Source organism: Ideonella sp. sgz306126 (assembly GCF_056032705.1).
Genome location: NZ_JBVYWP010000004.1, coordinates 83,271 through 102,337, shown reverse-complemented (window position 1 = coordinate 102,337; position 19,067 = coordinate 83,271). Strand labels below are relative to the sequence as shown.

Below are 19,067 nucleotides of genomic sequence, written 5' to 3'. Positions count from 1 at the left end.
GAAAGTGCGCTGTGCATGGGGCCAGCGTGGCTCCCGGCTCGACCAGCGACACAGGACGGCGCGAACGCGCTGCAAGACAGCCATGAAAGAAGGCATTCACCCGAACTACCGCGACGTCTGCTTCGTCGACCTCTCCAACGGTTTCAAGTTCGTCACGCGTTCGTGCGCGCCGACCAAAGAAAGCGTGAAGATGGAAGACGGCCGCGAACTGCCGCTGTTCAAGCTGGAAACCACCAGCGAATCGCACCCGTTCTACACCGGCCAGCAAAAGAGCGTGGACACGCTGGGCGGCCGCGTCGAGAAGTTCCGCAACAAGTTTGCGCGCGTCGGCATCAAGAAATAAGTTGGGGCAGCGTTTTGCCCGACTTTCCGAAGGCAGCCCTGGCTGCCTTTTTTCTTGTCTGAGCCGCGCGACGCCCTGAACCGAACCGGCCTGCGCTTGGCATGATGCCGCCTGTGACTCAGCCCACCCCCGCCCTCGTGACCCAGCGCGCGGCACAGCGTCTGCCGCGCATCCCGCTGTTGCTGCTGTGCGCGGCCTACGTCCTGCCCGGCGTGTTCGGTCGCGACCCTTGGCGAGATGCCGATCTGACGGCATTCGGCACGATGCTGAATCTGGCCCGGGACCGCACACCCTGGCTGACACCGACACTCGGAGGCCTGCCGCCGGAGACGGCGCTGCTCCCGCACTGGCTGGGCGCGGCCTTCATCCGAGGACTGTCGCCGATGATCGAACCGGCGCTGGCGGCACGCCTGGCCTTCGCGATGCTGCTCGCGCTGACGCTGGCCCTGGTCTGGTACACCACTTATCACCTGGCCCGCAGCGAGGCCGCGCAGCCGGTGGCCTTCGCCTTCGGCGGCGAAGCCCGGCCCGTCGATTACGCCCGGGCCTTGGCCGACGGGGCCGTGCTGGCCCAGGTGGCGACGCTGGGTATGCTGCAACTGGGCCACGAGACCACCCCCGAGCTGATGCAGCTCAGCGAGGTGGCCTTGTTCATGTGGGCGCTGGCCGCATCGCCGGCGCGGGGCCGGTGGGCACGGCTGATGGTTTGCGTCGCGCTGGTGGCCATGGCCCTCAGCGGCGCCCCGACGATGGCGATGATCCTGGGCCTGCTCGCGACGCTGCGCTGCTGGCATGCCGGCGCCAAGGCCCCTCAGGGCCTGATGGTGTCGCTGATCTTCGGCCTGGTGCTGGCGGCGGCCAGCGCCAGCCTGGTGTCGGCCTGGCACTGGCGCATCGCGCCGCCGCGATCGCTCAACGACCTGTTCAGCCTGGCCCGCGAACTGGTGTGGTTTTGCTGGCCGGCCTGGCCCCTGGTCCTGTGGACCTTGTGGCGCTGGCGCCGCCACGGCGTGAACCGCCACATCTCGGTACCGCTTTGGGTCATGCTGGTCGGCCTGCTCGCGACTCTGTCGATGGGCGGCTCGGACCGTGCGCTGATGCTGGCGACCCCCGGCATGGCGGTCTTGGCGGCGTTTGCGCTGCCGACGCTGCAGCGCAGTACCGGCGCGGCGATGGACTGGTTCTCGGTCTTCTTCTTCACCGGCTGTGCAGTGACCGGCTGGGTCATCTACCTGTCGATGCAGACCGGCGTGCCGGCCCAGCCGCTGGCCAACATCCAGCGCCTGGCTCCCGGCTTTCAGCCTCGTTTCTCGGGGCTGGCGCTGATGCTGGCGCTGGCCGGCACAGTGGCGTGGCTGGCCCTGGTGCGATGGCGCACCGCACGCCATCGCGATCCGCTGTGGAAGAGTCTGGTCCTGCCGGCCAGCGGGGTCTCGCTGGCCTGGCTGTTGGCGATGACCTTGTGGTTGCCGGCGCTCGATTACGCGCGCAGCCCCCGCCCGCTGGTGGCGCTGATCGGCACGCAGGTGCCGTTCGGCAGCTGCGTGCTGGCGCCCAGCCTGGACCGGTCCAGCGTCGCCGCGCTGGAGGTCTTCGGCCACTACCAGGTGCTCGCCCAAGCCACGGGGGAGGCAGCCTCTCGCTGCCCGGTGTTGTTGATGCCGCTCCACCCGCGCGACTCCGCCGCACCGCCGGCCGGTTGGAGGCAGGTCACCGTCGTGGCCCACCCGGCCGATCGGGCGGACCGGATTGGCATCTACCGGCGTCAGCCGGACTGAGTGCCGGACACGGCCTGCGCCGGCGCCGCATGCTGCGCCGCCAGGCCGACCCGCGCTGGCGGCAACACCAGCGTGAAGCACGAGCCGCGCCCCAGCTCGCTGCGGATCTGCAGTTCGCCGCCGTGGCGTTGCACGACGTGCTTGACGATCGACAAGCCCAGCCCGGTGCCGCCGGTGTCGCGAGACCGGCTGCTGTCGACCCGATAAAACCGCTCGGACAGTCGCGGCAGATGCTCGGCGGCGATACCCGGACCGTTGTCCTTGACGGTCAATTCCGCGCCGCCGTCCGGCCGCATCCGCAGACCGACCTGGATCTGCCCGCCTTGCGGCGTGTAGCGAACCGCGTTGTTGACCAGGTTCGTGACCGCGCTGGTCAGCTCGCCCTCGCTGCCGGCCAGGACCACGTCCTGGCCCCAATCGAACGACAGCGCGTGGCGTCCTCCCGACAGGGTGCGTGCGTCGCTTTCAACGGTCTGGGCGATGCGCGCCAACGGTACCCAGACGTCGAGCGGCGGACGGGGACTGCCTTCGAGCCGTGCCAGCGTCAGCAAATCCCCCACCAGACCTTGCATGCGCCGCGTCTGCTGGCTCATCAGGTTCACGACGCGACGGCGCTCGACCTCGGTCAACGGCAGGTTCTCCATCGTCTCGACGAAGCCCGCCAGCACGGTCAGCGGCGTGCGGATCTCGTGCGACACGTTGGCCACGAAGTCGCGCCGGGTGGCGTCGATGCGTTCGCGCTCGGTGATGTCCTGCGTCAGCACCAGCAACTGGCCGTCACCGTACGGTCGAACCAGGATCAACAGCAGGCCGCGACCCGAGGGACTGGGAATCTGGACCGGTTGCTCGAACTGGCGCGCCTGGAGCTGCGCCACGAAGGCCGGTGCGCGAACCAGGTTGGTGATGCGCTGGCGCAGGTCGCGATCCCGGTCCAGCCCCAAGTGGTCGGCGGCGACGCCGGTGCACCACTCGATCTGCTCGTTCGCATCCAGCAGCAGCACGCCGTTGGGCGAGGCTTCGATCGCCGCCAGAAACTGGACTCGTTGCTCGCGCTCGAGCGCGATGTCGCGCTCGCGCTGGCGCAGCGCCCGTTCGACACGGGTGCCCGTCTCGCCCCAGAAGCCGGTCAACCGCGGCGCACCGACCTCGGTGGCGCTGCTCAGCCAGGCCAACAGGCGGTTGCCCCGCAGACCGTCCCACACCGCGACCCACCCGGCCGCCAGGCAGGCACCGACACCGACGCCGACGGCGGCGTGCCGCCCACCCAGCCAGGCCCCCAGGCAGGCACCCAGGGCCGTGATGAGCACCGCCATCAACGAGCGCGGAAGCAGCCAGAACATCAGGCTTGGAGAGCGCGCTCGGTGGTCAGGCGGCGGAGGTCGCGACTTGCCGCGTCATCCGGTAGCCGGCACCGCGAACCGTTTCGACCATGCCGGCACAGGCTGCCGGCTGCAAGGCTTCGCGCAGCCGCTTGACATGGACGTCGACCGTGCGCTCCTCGATGAACACATGATCGCCCCAGACGCGGTCAAGCAGTTGCGCGCGGCTGTGGACCCGTTCGGGATGGGTCATGAAGAAATGAAGCAGACGAAATTCAGTGGGCCCGAGCTTGAGCTCGACGCCTTCGCGGCTGACGCGCCGGGTCGACGGGTCCAGCTTGAGGCCCCCCAGCTCGACGACCACGTCCAGCGCCTCGGGCATGCGGCGCCGCAGCACGGCGCGGATCCGCGCCAGCAGTTCCTGGGTCGAGAACGGCTTGGTCAGGTAGTCGTCGGCGCCGGCATCCAGTCCGGACACCTTGTCGGACTCGTCGGCTCGCGCCGTCAGCATGATCAGCGGCAACTCCTTGGTGCGCTCTTCACCGCGCCAGCGCCGCGCCAGCGCGACGCCGGACAAGCCCGGCAGCATCCAGTCCAGCAGGACCAGGTCCGGCAGCACCGCGTCCACCGCGGCCAGGGCCTGGTCGGCGTTCTCGGCCAGCGTCACTTCGAAACCGGCATGACGCAGGTTGATGGCGATGAGTTCGCCGATCGCAGATTCGTCTTCGACGACGAGGATGGTGGGCATGACGACGTCCTGTTCACGGGCTCAGTTGCGCTGCAGCGCGACCGACTCCACCGCCTCGACCGTGTTGTGGCGCACATCCGTGCCCTTGACGATGTAGATGATCTGTTCGGCGAGGTTCTTGGCGTGATCGCCGACCCGTTCGATCGCCTTGGCGACGAAGATCAGATCGATGCTGGCCGAGATCGTCCGCGGATCCTCCATCATGTAGGTGATCAGCTTGCGCATCAGGCCGTCGAACTCCTGGTCGATCTGGTTGTCCTGCTTGATCACCTCCAGCGCCTGCACCGTGTCCAGGCGGGCGAAGGCATCCAATGCCTTGCGCAGCGAGGCCACGGCAAGATCGGATTCGAACGAGACGTCGCCCACCGGCAGGCGCAGGCGATTGAACACGCCGGTGTTGACCAGGCGCTGGACGGTTCTGGCGATGCGTGCCGCTTCGTCGCCGACGCGTTCGAGATTGCCGATGGTCTTGGAGATCGCGATCAGCAGCCGCAAATCGCGCGCGGTCGGCTGGCGCCGGGCGATGATGGCGGAAAGATCGGCGTCGATCTGCACTTCCAGCTGGTTCACCCGCTCTTCCGTCGACAGGACCTGGCTGGCCGTCTCGCCACTGTAATGGGTCAGCGCGTAGATGGCCTGGGCGACCTGGGACTCGACCAGCCCGCCCATCTCCAGAACCCGGGTGGAAACGCCGCTGAGTTCGGCATCGAACTGCGTGGAAAGGTGCTTTTCTGTCATGTCAGTGTCCTGTGATTCGCCGCATCGGTTCAAGGCGATGCGGCGTGCAGTGGGTCCCTGGAACGCCGTTGCTCGCTCACCCGAATCGACCGGTGATGTAGTCCTCGGTTTCCTTCTTCGTCGGCTTCATGAACAGGTCGCGCGTGGGGCCGAACTCGATCAGGTCGCCCAGGTACATGTAGGCGGTGTAATCCGAACTGCGGGCGGCCTGCTGCATGTTGTGCGTGACGATCACGACGGTGTAGTCGGACTTCAACTCGTCGATCAATTCCTCCACCTTGCCAGTGGAGATCGGATCGAGCGCCGAGCAGGGTTCGTCGAGCAGCAGCACCTCGGGCTTGATCGCGATGCCCCGCGCGATGCACAACCGCTGCTGCTGGCCACCGGAGAGCCCCGAGCCGCTTTGTCCGAGCTTGTCCTTGACCTCGGTCCACAGCGCGGCCTTCTTCAGTGCCCATTCGACCCGCTCGTCCATCTCGATGCGCGACAGGTTTTCGAACAGGCGCACGCCGAACGCGATGTTGTCGTAGATCGACATCGGAAACGGTGTCGGCTTCTGGAACACCATGCCGACCTTGGCCCGGATCAGCGAGATGTCGTCTTTCGAGGTCAGCAGGTTCTCGCCATCGAGCAGGATCTCGCCCGCGGCCCGTTGCTCGGGATAAAGCTCGAACATCCGGTTGAAGGTGCGCAGCAGCGTCGACTTGCCGCAACCCGACGGACCGATGAAGGCGGTCACCTTCTTCTCGGGAATGTCGAGGTTGATGTTCTTCAACGCGTGAAAACTGCCGTAGTAGAAATTCAGGTTGCGCACCGAGAGCTTGGTCTTCTCGGTGACGGGCAGGTCGACGTGGGTGTCCATGGAGACTCTCGAATCAGTGTTTGTTGCGCAAGAAGGTGCGTGCCAGGATGTTCAACACCAGCACACCCATCGTGATCAGGAAGACACCGGCCCAGGCCAGTTTTTGCCAGTTCTCATACGGACTCATCGCAAACTTGAATATCGTCACCGGCAGGCTGGCCATCGGACCGCCCAGGTCGCTGGACCAGAACTGGTTGGACAGCGCGGTGAACAACAACGGGGCCGTCTCGCCGGTGATGCGTGCCAGCGCCAGCAAGATGCCCGTGACCACCCCCGCGCGCGCCGATTTCAGCGTGATGGAGTTGATCACCTTCCACTTCGGCGTGCCCAGCGCGTAGGCCGCCTCGCGCAAGGCGTTGGGAATCAGCGTGAGCATGTTTTCGGTGGTGCGGATCACGACCGGAATCACGATCAGCGCCAGCGCCAGCGAACCGGCCCAACCCGAAAAACTCTTGGAGGTGGCCACGACCGCCGCATAGATGAACAGGCCGATCACGATGGACGGCGCCGACAGCAGGATGTCGTTGATGAACCGGGTGGTGCTGCCCAGCCAGGTCTTCTGCCCGTACTCGGCGAGATAAATCCCGGCAAACAGGCCGATCGGCGTACCGATCAAGGTGGCCAGGCCCACCATCGTGAGCGAGCCGAAGATCGCGTTGGCGAGACCCCCGGTGTCGTCCTGCGGCGGCGGCGTCATCTGGGTGAACAGCGCCAGGTTCATGCCGCCCAGGCCCTGGCGAACGGTCTCGAACAGGATCCACAGCAGCCAGAACAGGCCGAAGGCCATCGCGGCCAGCGACATCGTCAACGCGATGGCGTTGACCCGCTTGCGCTTCCTGAAGATCGCCTGGCGACTGGCCTCGGAGCTCCGGGTCATGGTCGGGGGCATGGGGGTCACGAGCGGGTCCCTTCGTTGCGCTTGAGTCGGATCAGCAACAGCTTCGAGGCCGCCAGCACCACGAAGGTGATGAAGAACAACACCAGGCCCAAATACATCAGCGACGCCTTGTGCAGCCCGTCGCCGGCTTCGGCAAACTCGTTGGCCAGGGCCGAGGTGATACTGTTGGCCGCTTCGAACAGCGACAGGGAGTTCAACTGGTTGAAGTTGCCGATCACGAAGGTCACGGCCATCGTCTCGCCAAGGGCGCGTCCCAGGCCCAGCATGATGCCGCCGACGACGCCGGTCTTGGTGTAGGGGAGAACGATCTTGAACATGACCTCCCAGGTCGTCGAGCCCAGGCCATAGGCGGACTCTTTCAGCAGCGGCGGGGTCACCTCGAAGACGTCGCGCATCACCGAAGCGATGAACGGGATGATCATGATGGCCAGGATGATGCCGGCCGACAGCAGGCCGATCCCGACGGCCGGCCCGGAAAACAGCGAGCCCAGCACCGGCACGCCGGAAAACGCCGCCTGCAGCGGCTGCTGCACGTAGGTCGACAGCACCGGGCTGAACACCAGGAGGCCCCACATGCCGTACACGATCGAAGGCACGGCGGCGAGCAATTCGATCGCGGTGCCCAGCGGCCGCTTCAGCCAGGCGGGCGACAATTCGGTCAGGAATAGGGCGATGCCGAAACTGACCGGAACGGCGATGACCAGCGCGATGAGCGAGGTCATCAGCGTGCCGTAAATCATCACCAGGCCGCCGAACTTGTTCTGCACCGGATCCCAGTCGCTGGTCCACAGGAATCCCAGGCCAAACTCCTTGATGGCCGGCGCCGCGCCGATGACCAGCGAGCCCAGAATGCCCACCATCAGCGCCAAGGTCAACCAAGCCGCGCCATGGGCCAGCACGGCGAACAAGGTGTCGGCCCACTGCGAAGGCCGGCGGAACCCCGGCGGGCCACCCTTGGGGACACTTTGCTCCATGGCGTCGGACTTGTCGAATGAGGTGGCAGGCAGTGTAGCGGCCAAGGCAGTTCCTGGGATTCGGTTCAGAAGTTCAGGCCCGGTCATGTAAGAAGCCGGCGCGCCCCGAAGGGCTGGCGCCGGCCGGTCGGCTTCGCTGGGCGATTACTTGAAGGCGATCGACTTGCCCGAGGCATCCTTGATGCTGCTCGTCCACTCGTTGCGGATCATCGTCTTGACCGACGCCGGCAGCGTCACGTAGTCCAGATCGATGGCGGCCTTGTCGCCGTTGGCATAGGACCAGTCGAAGAACTTCAGCGTGTTGGCGGCGTTGACCGGCTTGTCCTGCACCTTGTGCATCACGACGAAGGTGGCGCCGCTGATCGGCCAGGCTTGCTTGCCGGGCTGATCCGTCAGCATCTGGTAGAAGCTCTTGGACCACTCGGCATCGGCGGCGGCGGCCTTGACGTTTTCACCTTCCGGCGGAACGTAGTTGCCGGCGTGGTTCTTCATCATCACGAAGGCCATCTTGTTCTGCTTCGCGTAGGCATATTCGACGTAGCCGATCGAGTTCGGCAGGCGCTGGACGAAGGACGACACGCCTTCGTTGCCCTTGCCACCGGCGCCGTTGGGCCAATTCACCGCGGTGCCCACGCCGACCTTGGTCTTCCACTCGGCGTTCACCTTGGACAGGTAGTCGGTGAAGATGAAGGTGGTGCCAGACCCATCAGCACGGCGAACGGTCGAGATCGGCGCGTTCGGCAGCGCCAAGCCCGGGTTCAACGCAGCCACGGCGGCATCGTTCCATTTGGTGATCTTGCCCAGATAGATATCGGCCAGCACTTCGCCGGTCATCTTCATCTTGCCCGGGCCGATGCCCTTGATGTTGACCACCGGCACCACCGCACCGATCACCGTGGGGAACTGCACCAGGCCATCCTTGGCCAGATCGGCGTCAGTCAGCGGCATGTCCGAGGCACCGAAATCCACCGTCTTGGCGCGGATCTGCTGCAGGCCGGCACCCGAGCCGATGGATTGATAGTTCAGGCGGGCACCGGTGACCTTGTTGTATTCGGCGGCCCACTTGGAGTAGATCGGCGCAGCGAAGCTGGAGCCGGCACCGGTCATGTCCTGGGCAAACGCGCCGGCACTGACGGCGGTCAGGGCCACGACGCAGGCAACCGAGCGAATCGAAGAGAAACTCATGTGCACACCTTTCTGAGGCTTGGAGTGAAATGGCATGCTCGTCACTGTATGGACGTCTTGTGACACGACTGTGACACTCCTGGGTGGCTGTCCGGCACGTGGCCGCGCCTCCGCGGGCGCCACTCCTTCGTGAGAACTGTCATATGAGCGACCCGGTGCCGTCACAAAGCCTTGCCCGGACCTGTCACATCAGCGCAAGGATTGCGCGAGGCGGTCGGCGCAGGCCTGCGCGGTAGGGGCGTCGCGAGCCTCCACCATCACCCTGACCAGCGGTTCGGTCCCCGAGGGTCGGATCAGCACCCTGCCCTCGGAACCCAGCTCCCGCTCGACCGCCGATTGGGTTTCGGCCAGTTGCCGGTTGGTCTTCCAGTCCATCCCCGGGGCCAGCCGGACATTGACCAGCACCTGTGGGAACAGGGTCACGCCGTCCAGCAACTCGGCGACCGATCGCTTCGCCCGGATCGCGGCCTGCAACACCTGCAGGCCGCTGACAATGCCGTCCCCGGTGGTGTGTTGATCGAGCGCCAGCAGGTGGCCGGACCCTTCGCCGCCCAACTGCCATCCCCGCCTAATCAACTCCTCCAGCACGTAGCGGTCGCCCACCCGGGCGCGCACCAGCTCGACGCCGCGTCGGCGCAAGGCCGCCTCCACCGCCATGTTGGTCATCAAGGTGCCGACGACGCCGGGAACAGCCTGCCCCTGGGCCTGCCGATCGGCGGCCATCAGATAGAGGAGTTCGTCGCCGTTGTAAAGGCGCCCCGCCTCGTCGACCAATTGCAGTCGATCGGCATCCCCGTCCAGTGCGATGCCGTAGTCGGCGCGATGCTGCATCACGGCAGCCACCAGCGCCGCCGGCGCGGTGGCCCCGAAGCCGTCGTTGATATTGGTGCCGTTCGGACTGCAGCCGATGGCCACGACCTCGGCACCCAACTCGTGGAACACGTCCGGTGCGACGTGGTAGGCCGCCCCATGGGCGGCATCGACCACGATCTTGAGCCCTTTCAGCGAGAGATCGTTGCTGAAGGTGCTCTTGCAGAACTCGATGTAGCGCCCGCGGGCATCGTCGATCCGCCGCGCCTTGCCCAAACTGGACGAGTCGGCCCATTGCGGCGACTCCGCCAACGCCGCCTCGACGGACACTTCCCAGGCATCGGGCAGCTTTTCGCCCGCCGCCGAGAAGAATTTGATGCCGTTGTCCGGAAAGGCATTGTGGGACGCGCTGATGACCACCCCCAGGTCCAGCCTCAGGGCCCGCGTCAGATAGGCCACGCCCGGCGTCGGCAGCGGGCCGGTCAGCAGGACATTGACGCCGGCCGAAGCGAAGCCCGCTTCGAGCGCCGACTCAAGCATGTAACCCGAGATCCGGGTGTCCTTGCCAATCAGAACCGTCGGCTGCCGTCCTGCGTCGGCCTGGCGCAGGACACGTCCCACGGCATGGCCCAGACGCAGGGCGAAATCGGCGGTGATCGGAAATTGCCCCACGGTGCCGCGAATGCCATCGGTTCCGAAATAAGTGCGCGTCATGGTCCTGTCGTTCCTTCTTGATGTCGTCGGGTCAGTCGCCGAGCGGCGCGCGGTCAAGGCCCTTGCCTGCGGCCAGCCAGACCTTGAGGGCGTCGACGGTGGCCGCCACATCGTGCACGCGCAGCACGCGAGCACCGTTGTCGACGGCGGCCAAGGCCACCGCCAGCGAAGCCGCCAGCCGCTCGCCGACCGGCCTGCCGGTGAGATCTCCCAGCGTGCGCTTGCGAGACCAGCCGACCAGCAGCGGCCGCCCCAGCGCCAGCAGCGAAGCCTGTCCTTTGAGCAGGGCCAGATTGTGATCGGACGTCTTGCCGAAGCCGTACCCCGGATCCAGCGCCAGGCGCTCCTCGGCCATCCCGGCCGCCTGGACCGCGGCCATCCGCCGGGCCAGGAACTCGCCGACCTCACCCACCACGTCGGCGTAGTGCGGTGCGATCTGCATCGAGTGCGGGTCGCCTTGCATGTGCATCAGGCACACCCCCGCACTGCCGTGGGCCGCGACGCGCGCCAGCGCACCGGGCGAACCGAGCGCACGGACATCGTTGATGATGTCGGCGCCGGCCTGCAGCACCGCATCGATCACTTCGACCCGACTCGTATCGACCGACACCGGCACGCCCAGCGTCACCGCGTGGCGCACCACGGGCAGCACGCGCTGAATCTCTTGCGCGACCTCCGGCCGCACCGAGCCCGGTCGGGTCGATTCGCCGCCGATGTCGAGGATGTCGGCCCCCTCGGCGACCAGCCGCTCGCAATGTGCCATGGCTGACGCGGCATCCCCGTGCCGCCCGCCATCGGAAAACGAATCGGGCGTGACATTGACAATGCCCATCACCCGTGGACGCGAAAGATCCAGGCGAAATCGACCGGCTTGCCAATGCATCGGAACCCTGAGGTGCTCCGCCGACGCTGTGTGGCCGGCGACGCGGTTGAGCGAAGAAGTCATGAAGAACGGGGCCCTGGGCCCCGTCGTTCTGTCACGTCCCGGCGGCTGCGTTCAGGCTGCCGCCGGCGCGCCGTCCGGATTGACCGGGGGTGTCGGCCCATTGCCGCTCTTGTTCGACGACGGCGTCCAGTCCTTGGGCAGGCGGGGTGGCTTGCCGGTCATGATGTCCTCGATCTGATCGGCATCGATGGTCTCCCATTCCAGCAAGGCCTTGGCCATCGCGTGCATCTTGTCTTCGTTGTCTTCGATCAGCTTGCGCGCCGCGCTGTACTGCTCGTCGATGATGCGGCGGATCACCGCATCGACCTTGCGCATCGTCTCCTCCGACATGCTCGTGGTCTTGGTCACCGAGCGCCCGAGGAAAACCTCCCCCTCGTTTTCGGCATACACCATCGGGCCCAGCTCGTCCGTCATGCCGTAGCGGGTGACCATGTCGCGCGCGATCTGGGTTGCCCGCTCGAAGTCGTTGCTGGCGCCGGTGGTCATCTGGTGCATGAAGACCTCTTCGGCGATCCGCCCCCCGAAGAGCACCGAGATCGTCGACAGCATGCGCTCCTTGTCCATGCTGTAGCGGTCACCTTCAGGCAACTGCATGGTCACGCCCAGGGCCCGACCGCGCGGAATCACGGTGACCTTGTGCACCGGATCGGTCTTCGGCATCAGGCGCGCCACCAACGCATGACCCGCCTCGTGGTAAGCCGTGTTCTTGCGCTCTTCCTCGGGCATGACCATGGACTTGCGCTCCGGGCCCATCATGATCTTGTCCTTGGCGCGCTCGAAGTCGAGCATCTCCACCACCCGACCATTGCGCCGCGCCGCAAACAGCGCCGCTTCGTTGACCAGATTCGCCAGATCCGCGCCCGAGAAACCCGGGGTGCCGCGTGCCAGGATGTCGGCCTTGATGTCCTGGCCGACGGGTACCTTGCGCATGTGGACATTGAGGATCTGCTCGCGCCCACGCACATCGGGCAGCGTCACGTAGACCTGACGGTCGAAACGGCCCGGACGCAGCAACGCCGGGTCGAGGATGTCGGGCCGGTTGGTGGCCGCCATCACGATCACGCCCAGGTTGGTCTCGAAACCGTCCATCTCGACCAGCATCTGGTTCAGCGTCTGCTCGCGCTCGTCGTTGCCGCCGCCCAGTCCGGCACCCCGATGGCGACCGACCGCGTCGATTTCGTCAACGAAGATGATGCAGGGCGCACTCTTCTTGGCTTGCTCGAACATGTCACGGACACGGGCCGCACCCACGCCGACGAACATCTCGACGAAGTCGGAACCCGAAATGCTGAAGAACGGCACCTTGGCCTCACCCGCGATCGCCTTGGCCAACAAGGTCTTGCCGGTACCCGGAGGGCCCACCAGCAGCACACCGCGCGGAATGCGACCGCCCAGCTTCTGGAACTTCTGCGGATCCTTCAGGAAGTCGACCAACTCCTTGACTTCCTCCTTGGCTTCCTCGCAGCCTGCCACATCGGCGAAGGTGGTCGTGTTGTTGGCGTCATCCAGCATCCTGGCCTTGGACTTGCCGAAGCTGAAAGCCCCGCCCTTGCCGCCCCCTTGCATCTGGCGCATGAAGTAGACCCAGACGCCGATCAACAGCAGCATCGGCCCCCAGGACAGCAGGAGACTGGTCAGCAGCGACGGCTCCTCACGTGCGTGAACGTCGAACTTGACGTCGTTGTTCAACAGATCGCCCATCAGACCGCGGTCCAGGTAGGTGCCCGTGGTACGGATGCGACCGCCATCGTCGGTCACGGCGCTGATATCGACGCTGCCGGTGCCCTCCTGAATGGTCACCGACTTGATGTGCTTGCTGCGCACCTGATCGAGGAAATCCGAATAACTGACCTGATTGCCCTGCACCGACACCCGGTCGAACTGCTTGAAGACCGTGAACAGCAACAGGGCTATCACCAGCCAGACGGCGACCTTCGAAATCCACTGATTGTTCACCGCGGCTCCTTCAGATGTTCCAAGTCATGCAGACCACCGGCGCGGCCGCGTCCAAGCGAGCCCATCCGGAGTGATGCATATAGGGTTGATTCTAGTGCAGTCAATACCCCGTCCGACGTGGGCGGGAGCGACGCCACCCTGCTGCCAAGGGCTAATGAACCGCCCCGGCCGGGCGTTGCCGGGCCGCGCTTGACGCAGATCATCGAGGCCGCAGGCCCATGCCCACCAGAAAGGTCTCCGACGACTTGTCGCGCGACGATTTGGGTTTCATGGTCTTGACCACCCGGAACGTGGCCTTGAACAGCGCCACCAGCGGGTCATAGGCCCCGCCATGGAACACCTTGGCCACCAGCGCGCCCTCGGGCTTGAGGTGGCCGCGGGCGAAGTCGACCGCCAGTTCCACCAGCAACTCGATCCGGGCCGCATCAGCGCTGGCGATGCCCGACAGGTTGGGTGCCATGTCCGAGACCACCAGATCCACCGCGCGTCCGCCCAGCGCGGCTTCGAGCTGGGCCAGGACGGCCTCTTCGCGGAAATCCCCGCGGATCGCCTGGACGCCGTCGATCGGCTCGAACTCCAGCAGATCCAGCGCGATGATCGTGCCGTTGAGTTCGCCGGTGGCAGCACCGCCGACGCCGGCCGTCTTGGGTGCGAAACGGCGCCGAAGATACTGGCTCCAGGCCCCGGGCGCCGCCCCCAGGTCGACCACCACCTGCCCGGGCTGGATCAGGTGAAAGGCCTCGTCAATCTCCTTGAGCTTGTAGGCCGCGCGAGCGCGGTACCCCTCGCGCTGGGCCTGCCTGACGTAGGGGTCGTTGACATGGTCGTTCAGCCAAGCCTTGTTGACCTTCTTGCTCTTGGTATCGATTTTCATCTGCTGTGGAGAACGACGGGGAACGCATTGCGGCCGGGCCGGCGTTGTCGCCGAACCGCGCCCGGGGGCTGAAGGGAGGTGCAGGCCACGACGGCGTGTCCAGGCCATAATACGCGGATGCCCGCGATTCAATTGACACCCGCTGACCGCAAGGAAAAACGCGGAGAAGCCCACCATCTCGACCCGGTGGTCATGATCGGCAACGATGGCCTGACACCGGCCATTGTCAAGGAAGCCGATGGTGCCCTGAATGCCCATGGGCTGATCAAGATCCGGGTCTTTTCCGACGACCGCGCCGCCCGCGAGGCCCTGCTGGCCCAACTGGCGGACGAATTGAACGCCGCCCCGATTCAGCACATCGGCAAGTTGCTGGTGCTGTGGCGCCCGCAACCGCCCAAGGTCGAACCGGAGGCGCGAGAACGCAAGCCGGGTTCGCGGATCGTCAAGGTGATCAGTTTCTCGAAGAGCGGCGCCCATCGGCCGACGGCCAAGAAGGTCACCGTTCACGGCAACCAGCGCGTCACTGCAGGCGGCCAGGTCAAGCGCGCCAAGGCCCGCACGGTCAGCGTCAAGAAGAAGGCGCAGAGCCAGTAGCCGGCTCAAGTCGCGGGCGTCGGCGCCCGCAGCGCCAAGGCCAGCACCAGCACCATCTTCAGCCCGAACAGGCTGAAGCTGATCGCGTGCAACTGGCCGAAGCTCAACGTGCCCTGCCCGGCCCGCGCCGCCTCCATCATCGGCTGCAGCGCGAAATAGCCAAGCAAGGTGCAAAACACCGCCCCCAACGCCAGCACCATGCCGGTGCTGAACTGCGACTTGGTGCCATCGGTGTCCATGGCGGCGCGACGACGCTCCAGCACCGTCAAGACCAGCCCCAGCAAGACGCTGAGCCAAGCTTCCTGGACGAAGATGCGCGAGACGACCCGACCGGCATCGTGGGGGCTGAGTACGGCAAAGGGGGCCGGCGTCGCGATGAAGGCGACGCAAAGGAGCACGCCGGCCCATAGGCTTGGAACCAGCCGACCCAGCCTCCGCAGCATGCCGATCACAGGTAGCGAACGCCGACGATCTCGTAGCTGCGTTCGCCGCCTGGCGCCTTCACCACCGCCACGTCGCCGGTCTCCTTGCCGATCAGGGCGCGCGCGATCGGCGAGCTGATCGAGATCAGGCCGAGCTTCAGGTCGGCTTCATCGTCACCGACGATCTGGTAGGTCACGCCAGTCCCGGATTCTTCGTCTTCCAGATCGACCGTGGTGCCGAACACGACGCGGCCGCCCGCGTCCAGCGCCGCCGGGTCGATGATCTGCGCCGCAGCCAGCTTGCCCTCGATCTCCAGGATGCGGCCCTCGATGAAGCCCTGCTTGTCCTTGGCGGCCTCGTATTCTGCGTTCTCGGACAAATCACCTTGCGCACGCGCCTCGGCGATCGCCTGGATCACCGCATGGCGTTCGACGGACTTGAGACGTTGCAACTCGGCCTTGAGCTTTTCGGCGCCGCGCTTGGTCAGGGGAATGGTGCTCATGGTCTTCTTCGGATAACTGAAAATGCAAACCGCCGCCTCGCATCCCGTCGGGGAGCATCAGGGCGGCGGATCGTTCGCGCGGAGTTTAGTGCACAAACGCGCTGCGCCAAAGCGGCGCCGCAGGGCAGCGCATCACACCAGGGCGGTGTGCAATTCCTGCAGCGACAGGACCTGGATGCCGTCCTGGTGCTTCATGGCTTCCGTCACGGCCTCGCAGCCGGCCATCGTGGTGTAGTAGGTCACCCGATTGGCCAGCGCCGCGGTACGGATGTAGCGCGAGTCGGCGATGGCGGTGCGGGTTTCATCGACGGTCGTGAATACCAGTTGGATGTCACCGGCCTTGATCAGGTCGGCGATGTGCGGCCGGCCGTCCTTGACCTTGTTGACCACCTTCACCGGCACGCCGGCATCGGCGATCGCCGCAGCGGTGCCCTTGGTCGCCACCACGCTGAAACCCAGGTCGACCAGTTCGCTGGCGATCTTCACCGCCCGGTCCTTGTCGTTGTTCTTGACCGTAATGACGACCGTACCCTTGGTCGGCAGGCGCGAACCGGCACCCAGCTGGCTTTTCAACATCGCTTCCGCGAAGGTGTAGGCGACCCCCATCACCTCGCCGGTGGAGCGCATCTCGGGTCCGAGGATCGGATCGACGCCCGGGAACTTGTTGAACGGGAAGACCGCCTCCTTGACGCTGAAGTACGGCGGAATGACCTCGTGCGGCACCTTTCCGTCCTTGCCTCGCTGGTCCTGCAGCCTTTGGCCCGCCATGCAACGCGCGGCGATCTTGGCCAGCGGTTGGCCGGTCGCCTTGGACACGAAGGGGACGGTGCGCGAGGCGCGCGGGTTCACTTCGAGCACGTAGACGACCGATTCGTCGCCCTCGCCCTGAATGGCGAACTGCACATTCATCAGGCCGACGACCTTGAGCGCCCTGGCCATCGCCGCCGTCTGGCGACGCAATTCATCCTGAAGCGACTTGGACAGCGAGTACGGCGGCAGCGAACAGGCCGAATCGCCCGAATGCACGCCGGCCTGCTCGACGTGCTCCATGATGCCGCCGATCATCACGTCGACGCCATCGGAAATGCAGTCGACGTCGACCTCGATCGCGTCGTCCAGGAACCGGTCCAGCAGCACCGGCGACTTCTCGCTCACGCGCACCGCCTCGCGCATGTAGCGCTCCAGATCCTTGTCGCCATGGACGATCTCCATCGCCCGCCCGCCCAGCACGTAGCTCGGGCGCACCACCAACGGGTAGCCGATCTCCTGCGCCATCGCCAGCGCCGCCTCCTCGGTGCGAGCGGTGCGGTTGGGCGGCTGCTTCAACCCCAGCGTGTGCAGCAACTGCTGGAAGCGCTCGCGGTCCTCGGCGATATCGATGCTGTCGGGCGTGGTGCCGATGATGGGCACGCCGGCGCGCTCCAGGTCCAGCGCCAGCTTCAGCGGCGTCTGGCCGCCGTACTGCACGATCACGCCGACCGGCTTTTCCTTGGCGACGATCTCCAGCACGTCTTCCAGCGTCACCGGTTCGAAGTACAGGCGGTCGGAGGTGTCGTAGTCGGTCGAGACGGTCTCCGGGTTGCAGTTGACCATGATGGTCTCGTAGCCGTCCTCGCGCATCGCGAGCGCGGCATGCACGCAGCAGTAGTCGAACTCGATGCCCTGGCCGATGCGGTTCGGCCCGCCGCCCAGCACCATGATCTTCTTGCGATCCGTGGGGTCGGCCTCGCACTCCTCGTCGTAGGTGGAGTACATGTAGGCGGTCTGCGTCGCGAACTCGGCCGCGCAGGTGTCCACCCGCTTGTAGACCGGACGCACGTTCATGGCATGGCGCCGTTCGCGCACGGCATGCTGATTCGTCGCCAGCAGCTTGGCCAGGCGACGGTCGGAGAAACCCTTGCGCTTCAGGAAGACGATTTCATCCTTGCTCAGGCTGTCCAGCGTGCGCCCTCCCAAGGCCTGCTCGGCCTGGATGATTTGCTCGATCTGCGCCAGGAACCAGGGGTCGATCGCGGTCTCGGCAAAGATCTCGTCCAGGCTCATGCCGATGCGGAAGGCATCGCCCACGTAAAGGATGCGCTCGGGACCGGCTTCGCCGATCTCCTCGACGATCTCGTCTCGGTCGGTGGAGCGCTCGCTCAGGCCGTCGATGCCGGTCTCCAGGCCGCGCAGCGCCTTCTGGAAGCTCTCCTGGAAGGTGCGGCCCATGGCCATCACCTCGCCCACCGACTTCATCTGGGTCGTCAGGTGCGGATCGGCGGCCGGGAATTTCTCGAACGCGAAGCGCGGAATCTTGGTCACCACATAGTCGATGCTGGGCTCGAACGAGGCTGGCGTCACGCCGCCGGTGATGTCGTTCTTCAGCTCATCGAGCGTGTAGCCCACCGCCAGCTTGGCGGCGATCTTGGCGATCGGGAAGCCGGTGGCCTTGGAGGCCAACGCCGACGAGCGCGAGACGCGCGGATTCATCTCGATCACGACCATGCGGCCATCGCGCGGGTTGATCGAAAACTGCACGTTCGAGCCGCCGGTGTCGACGCCGATCTCGCGCAGGATCGCGATCGAGGCGTTGCGCAGCAACTGGTATTCCTTGTCCGTCAGCGTCTGGGCCGGCGCCACGGTGATCGAGTCGCCGGTGTGGATGCCCATCGGGTCGAGGTTCTCGATCGAACAGACGATGATGCAGTTGTCCGCCTTGTCGCGGACCACCTCCATCTCGTACTCCTTCCAGCCGATCAGCGACTCCTCGATCAGCAGCTCGTTGGTCGGCGACAGGTCGAGGCCGCGCTTGCAGATCTCCTCGAATTCCTCCGGGTTGTAGGCGATGCCGCCGCCGGTGCCACCGAGCGTGAAGCTGGGGCGAATGACCATCGGAAAGCCCGAGCCGCCGACCTCGGCGTGGATGCTCTTCTGCACACCCCAGGCTTCTTCCATCGAGTGCGCGATGCCCGACTTGGCCGAGCCCAGGCCGATCTTGGTCATCGCGTCCTTGAACTTCAGGCGGTCTTCGGCCTTCTCGATCGCGTGCTCGTTGGCACCGATCATCTCGACCTGGTACTTGGCCAGCACGCCGTGCTTGTGCAGGTCGAGCGCGCAGTTGAGCGCGGTCTGGCCGCCCATGGTGGGCAGGATCGCGTCCGGACGCTCCTTGGCGATGATCTTCTCGACCACCTGCCAGGTGATGGGCTCGATGTAGGTGACATCGGCCGTGTCCGGGTCGGTCATGATCGTCGCCGGATTCGAATTCACCAGGATGACCTTGTAGCCCTCCTCGCGCAGCGCCTTGCAAGCCTGGGCGCCGGAGTAGTCGAACTCGCAGGCCTGGCCGATGATGATCGGGCCGGCGCCGATGATGAGGATGCTCTTGAGGTCGGTACGCTTTGGCATGGTCTGGATCGAAGAG

Annotated in this window: 17 protein-coding genes; 3 read left to right on the top strand and 14 right to left on the bottom strand. The window is 65.7% G+C overall.

The genetic code is table 11. The features are described 5' to 3' along the window. The first annotated feature begins 82 nt into the window (after window positions 1-82). Window positions 83-343: a type B 50S ribosomal protein L31 gene (locus AC0N04_RS12950; protein ID WP_474282261.1), complete on the top strand. Its 261-nt coding sequence runs from the start codon at window positions 83-85 to the stop codon at window positions 341-343. Window positions 344-447: 104 nt separating this feature from the next. Beyond that, window positions 448-2,121 (top strand): hypothetical protein, encoded by a 1,674-nt coding sequence (locus tag AC0N04_RS12945; protein ID WP_474282259.1) that lies wholly within the window; start codon window positions 448-450, stop codon window positions 2,119-2,121. Here the strand turns inward: AC0N04_RS12945 and phoR are convergent. The 11 genes from phoR to AC0N04_RS12890 all read right to left on the bottom strand — a co-directional run bounded on the left by phoR (window position 2,109) and on the right by AC0N04_RS12890 (window position 14,145). Continuing rightward, window positions 2,109-3,461 carry a phosphate regulon sensor histidine kinase PhoR gene (gene phoR, locus AC0N04_RS12940; RefSeq protein ID WP_474282257.1) on the bottom strand — a complete coding sequence of 451 codons (1,353 nt, stop codon included), beginning with the start codon at window positions 3,459-3,461 and terminating at the stop codon, window positions 2,109-2,111. The genes AC0N04_RS12945 and phoR overlap by 13 nt on opposite strands. 25 nt (window positions 3,462-3,486) lie before the next feature. After that, window positions 3,487-4,188 (bottom strand): phosphate regulon transcriptional regulator PhoB, encoded by a 702-nt coding sequence (gene phoB / locus AC0N04_RS12935; RefSeq protein ID WP_474282255.1) that lies wholly within the window; start codon window positions 4,186-4,188, stop codon window positions 3,487-3,489. A 21-nt stretch (window positions 4,189-4,209) separates the two neighbouring features. Next, window positions 4,210-4,926 (bottom strand): phosphate signaling complex protein PhoU, encoded by a 717-nt coding sequence (gene phoU / locus AC0N04_RS12930; protein WP_474282253.1) that lies wholly within the window; start codon window positions 4,924-4,926, stop codon window positions 4,210-4,212. 76 nt (window positions 4,927-5,002) lie between these two features. Beyond that, window positions 5,003-5,788 (bottom strand): phosphate ABC transporter ATP-binding protein PstB, encoded by a 786-nt coding sequence (gene pstB / locus AC0N04_RS12925; RefSeq protein ID WP_474282251.1) that lies wholly within the window; start codon window positions 5,786-5,788, stop codon window positions 5,003-5,005. 13 nt (window positions 5,789-5,801) lie between these two features. Further along, window positions 5,802-6,665: a phosphate ABC transporter permease PstA gene (pstA, locus tag AC0N04_RS12920; RefSeq protein ID WP_474282249.1), complete on the bottom strand. Its 864-nt coding sequence runs from the start codon at window positions 6,663-6,665 to the stop codon at window positions 5,802-5,804. Window positions 6,666-6,682: 17 nt separating this feature from the next. Beyond that, window positions 6,683-7,660: a phosphate ABC transporter permease PstC gene (gene pstC / locus AC0N04_RS12915; RefSeq protein ID WP_474282247.1), complete on the bottom strand. Its 978-nt coding sequence runs from the start codon at window positions 7,658-7,660 to the stop codon at window positions 6,683-6,685. 144 nt (window positions 7,661-7,804) lie between these two features. After that, window positions 7,805-8,845, bottom strand: a complete 1,041-nt coding sequence (pstS, locus tag AC0N04_RS12910; protein ID WP_474282245.1) for a phosphate ABC transporter substrate-binding protein PstS — start codon at window positions 8,843-8,845, stop codon at window positions 7,805-7,807. 189 nt (window positions 8,846-9,034) lie between these two features. Further along, window positions 9,035-10,369: a phosphoglucosamine mutase gene (gene glmM / locus AC0N04_RS12905; RefSeq protein WP_474283066.1), complete on the bottom strand. Its 1,335-nt coding sequence runs from the start codon at window positions 10,367-10,369 to the stop codon at window positions 9,035-9,037. A gap of 31 nt (window positions 10,370-10,400) precedes the next feature. Further along, window positions 10,401-11,252 carry a dihydropteroate synthase gene (folP, locus tag AC0N04_RS12900; RefSeq protein ID WP_474282243.1) on the bottom strand — a complete coding sequence of 284 codons (852 nt, stop codon included), beginning with the start codon at window positions 11,250-11,252 and terminating at the stop codon, window positions 10,401-10,403. A 114-nt stretch (window positions 11,253-11,366) separates the two neighbouring features. Beyond that, window positions 11,367-13,271, bottom strand: coding sequence for an ATP-dependent zinc metalloprotease FtsH (ftsH, locus tag AC0N04_RS12895; protein ID WP_474282241.1), 1,905 nt, complete (start codon window positions 13,269-13,271; stop codon window positions 11,367-11,369). Between the two features lie 199 nt (window positions 13,272-13,470). Next, complete coding sequence (locus tag AC0N04_RS12890; protein WP_474282239.1) at window positions 13,471-14,145, bottom strand: RlmE family RNA methyltransferase; 675 nt, start codon at window positions 14,143-14,145, stop codon at window positions 13,471-13,473. A gap of 117 nt (window positions 14,146-14,262) precedes the next feature. On the opposite strand from AC0N04_RS12890, the gene AC0N04_RS12885 reads away from it, so the two are divergent. Continuing rightward, a complete protein-coding gene (locus AC0N04_RS12885; RefSeq protein WP_474283064.1) occupies window positions 14,263-14,739 on the top strand; it encodes a YhbY family RNA-binding protein in 477 nt (158 codons plus the stop codon). 5 nt (window positions 14,740-14,744) lie between these two features. On the opposite strand, the gene AC0N04_RS12880 is transcribed toward AC0N04_RS12885, so the two are convergent. The 3 genes from AC0N04_RS12880 to carB form a co-directional block, all read right to left on the bottom strand. Next, window positions 14,745-15,182 carry a DUF4149 domain-containing protein gene (locus AC0N04_RS12880; RefSeq protein ID WP_474283063.1) on the bottom strand — a complete coding sequence of 146 codons (438 nt, stop codon included), beginning with the start codon at window positions 15,180-15,182 and terminating at the stop codon, window positions 14,745-14,747. Between the two features lie 5 nt (window positions 15,183-15,187). Continuing rightward, on the bottom strand, window positions 15,188-15,664 hold the full coding sequence (greA, locus tag AC0N04_RS12875; protein ID WP_474282237.1) for a transcription elongation factor GreA: 477 nt from the start codon (window positions 15,662-15,664) through the stop codon (window positions 15,188-15,190). 132 nt (window positions 15,665-15,796) lie between these two features. Continuing rightward, a complete protein-coding gene (gene carB, locus AC0N04_RS12870) occupies window positions 15,797-19,051 on the bottom strand; it encodes a carbamoyl-phosphate synthase large subunit (protein WP_474282235.1) in 3,255 nt (1,084 codons plus the stop codon). Between the last annotated feature and the right edge of the window lie 16 nt (window positions 19,052-19,067).

Coding starts and splice junctions, on each gene's coding strand:
- pstA (WP_474282249.1), bottom strand. CDS start 6,665: ATGACCCGGAGCTCCGAGGCCAGTCGCCAGGCGATCTTCAGGAAGCGC.
- AC0N04_RS12950 (WP_474282261.1), top strand. CDS start 83: ATGAAAGAAGGCATTCACCCGAACTACCGCGACGTCTGCTTCGTCGAC.
- greA (WP_474282237.1), bottom strand. CDS start 15,664: ATGAGCACCATTCCCCTGACCAAGCGCGGCGCCGAAAAGCTCAAGGCC.
- AC0N04_RS12890 (WP_474282239.1), bottom strand. CDS start 14,145: ATGAAAATCGATACCAAGAGCAAGAAGGTCAACAAGGCTTGGCTGAAC.
- AC0N04_RS12885 (WP_474283064.1), top strand. CDS start 14,263: ATGCCCGCGATTCAATTGACACCCGCTGACCGCAAGGAAAAACGCGGA.
- phoR (WP_474282257.1), bottom strand. CDS start 3,461: ATGTTCTGGCTGCTTCCGCGCTCGTTGATGGCGGTGCTCATCACGGCC.
- folP (WP_474282243.1), bottom strand. CDS start 11,252: ATGCATTGGCAAGCCGGTCGATTTCGCCTGGATCTTTCGCGTCCACGG.
- phoB (WP_474282255.1), bottom strand. CDS start 4,188: ATGCCCACCATCCTCGTCGTCGAAGACGAATCTGCGATCGGCGAACTC.
- AC0N04_RS12880 (WP_474283063.1), bottom strand. CDS start 15,182: ATGCTGCGGAGGCTGGGTCGGCTGGTTCCAAGCCTATGGGCCGGCGTG.
- carB (WP_474282235.1), bottom strand. CDS start 19,051: ATGCCAAAGCGTACCGACCTCAAGAGCATCCTCATCATCGGCGCCGGC.
- pstC (WP_474282247.1), bottom strand. CDS start 7,660: ATGGAGCAAAGTGTCCCCAAGGGTGGCCCGCCGGGGTTCCGCCGGCCT.
- AC0N04_RS12945 (WP_474282259.1), top strand. CDS start 448: ATGCCGCCTGTGACTCAGCCCACCCCCGCCCTCGTGACCCAGCGCGCG.
- phoU (WP_474282253.1), bottom strand. CDS start 4,926: ATGACAGAAAAGCACCTTTCCACGCAGTTCGATGCCGAACTCAGCGGC.
- pstB (WP_474282251.1), bottom strand. CDS start 5,788: ATGGACACCCACGTCGACCTGCCCGTCACCGAGAAGACCAAGCTCTCG.
- pstS (WP_474282245.1), bottom strand. CDS start 8,845: ATGAGTTTCTCTTCGATTCGCTCGGTTGCCTGCGTCGTGGCCCTGACC.
- glmM (WP_474283066.1), bottom strand. CDS start 10,369: ATGACGCGCACTTATTTCGGAACCGATGGCATTCGCGGCACCGTGGGG.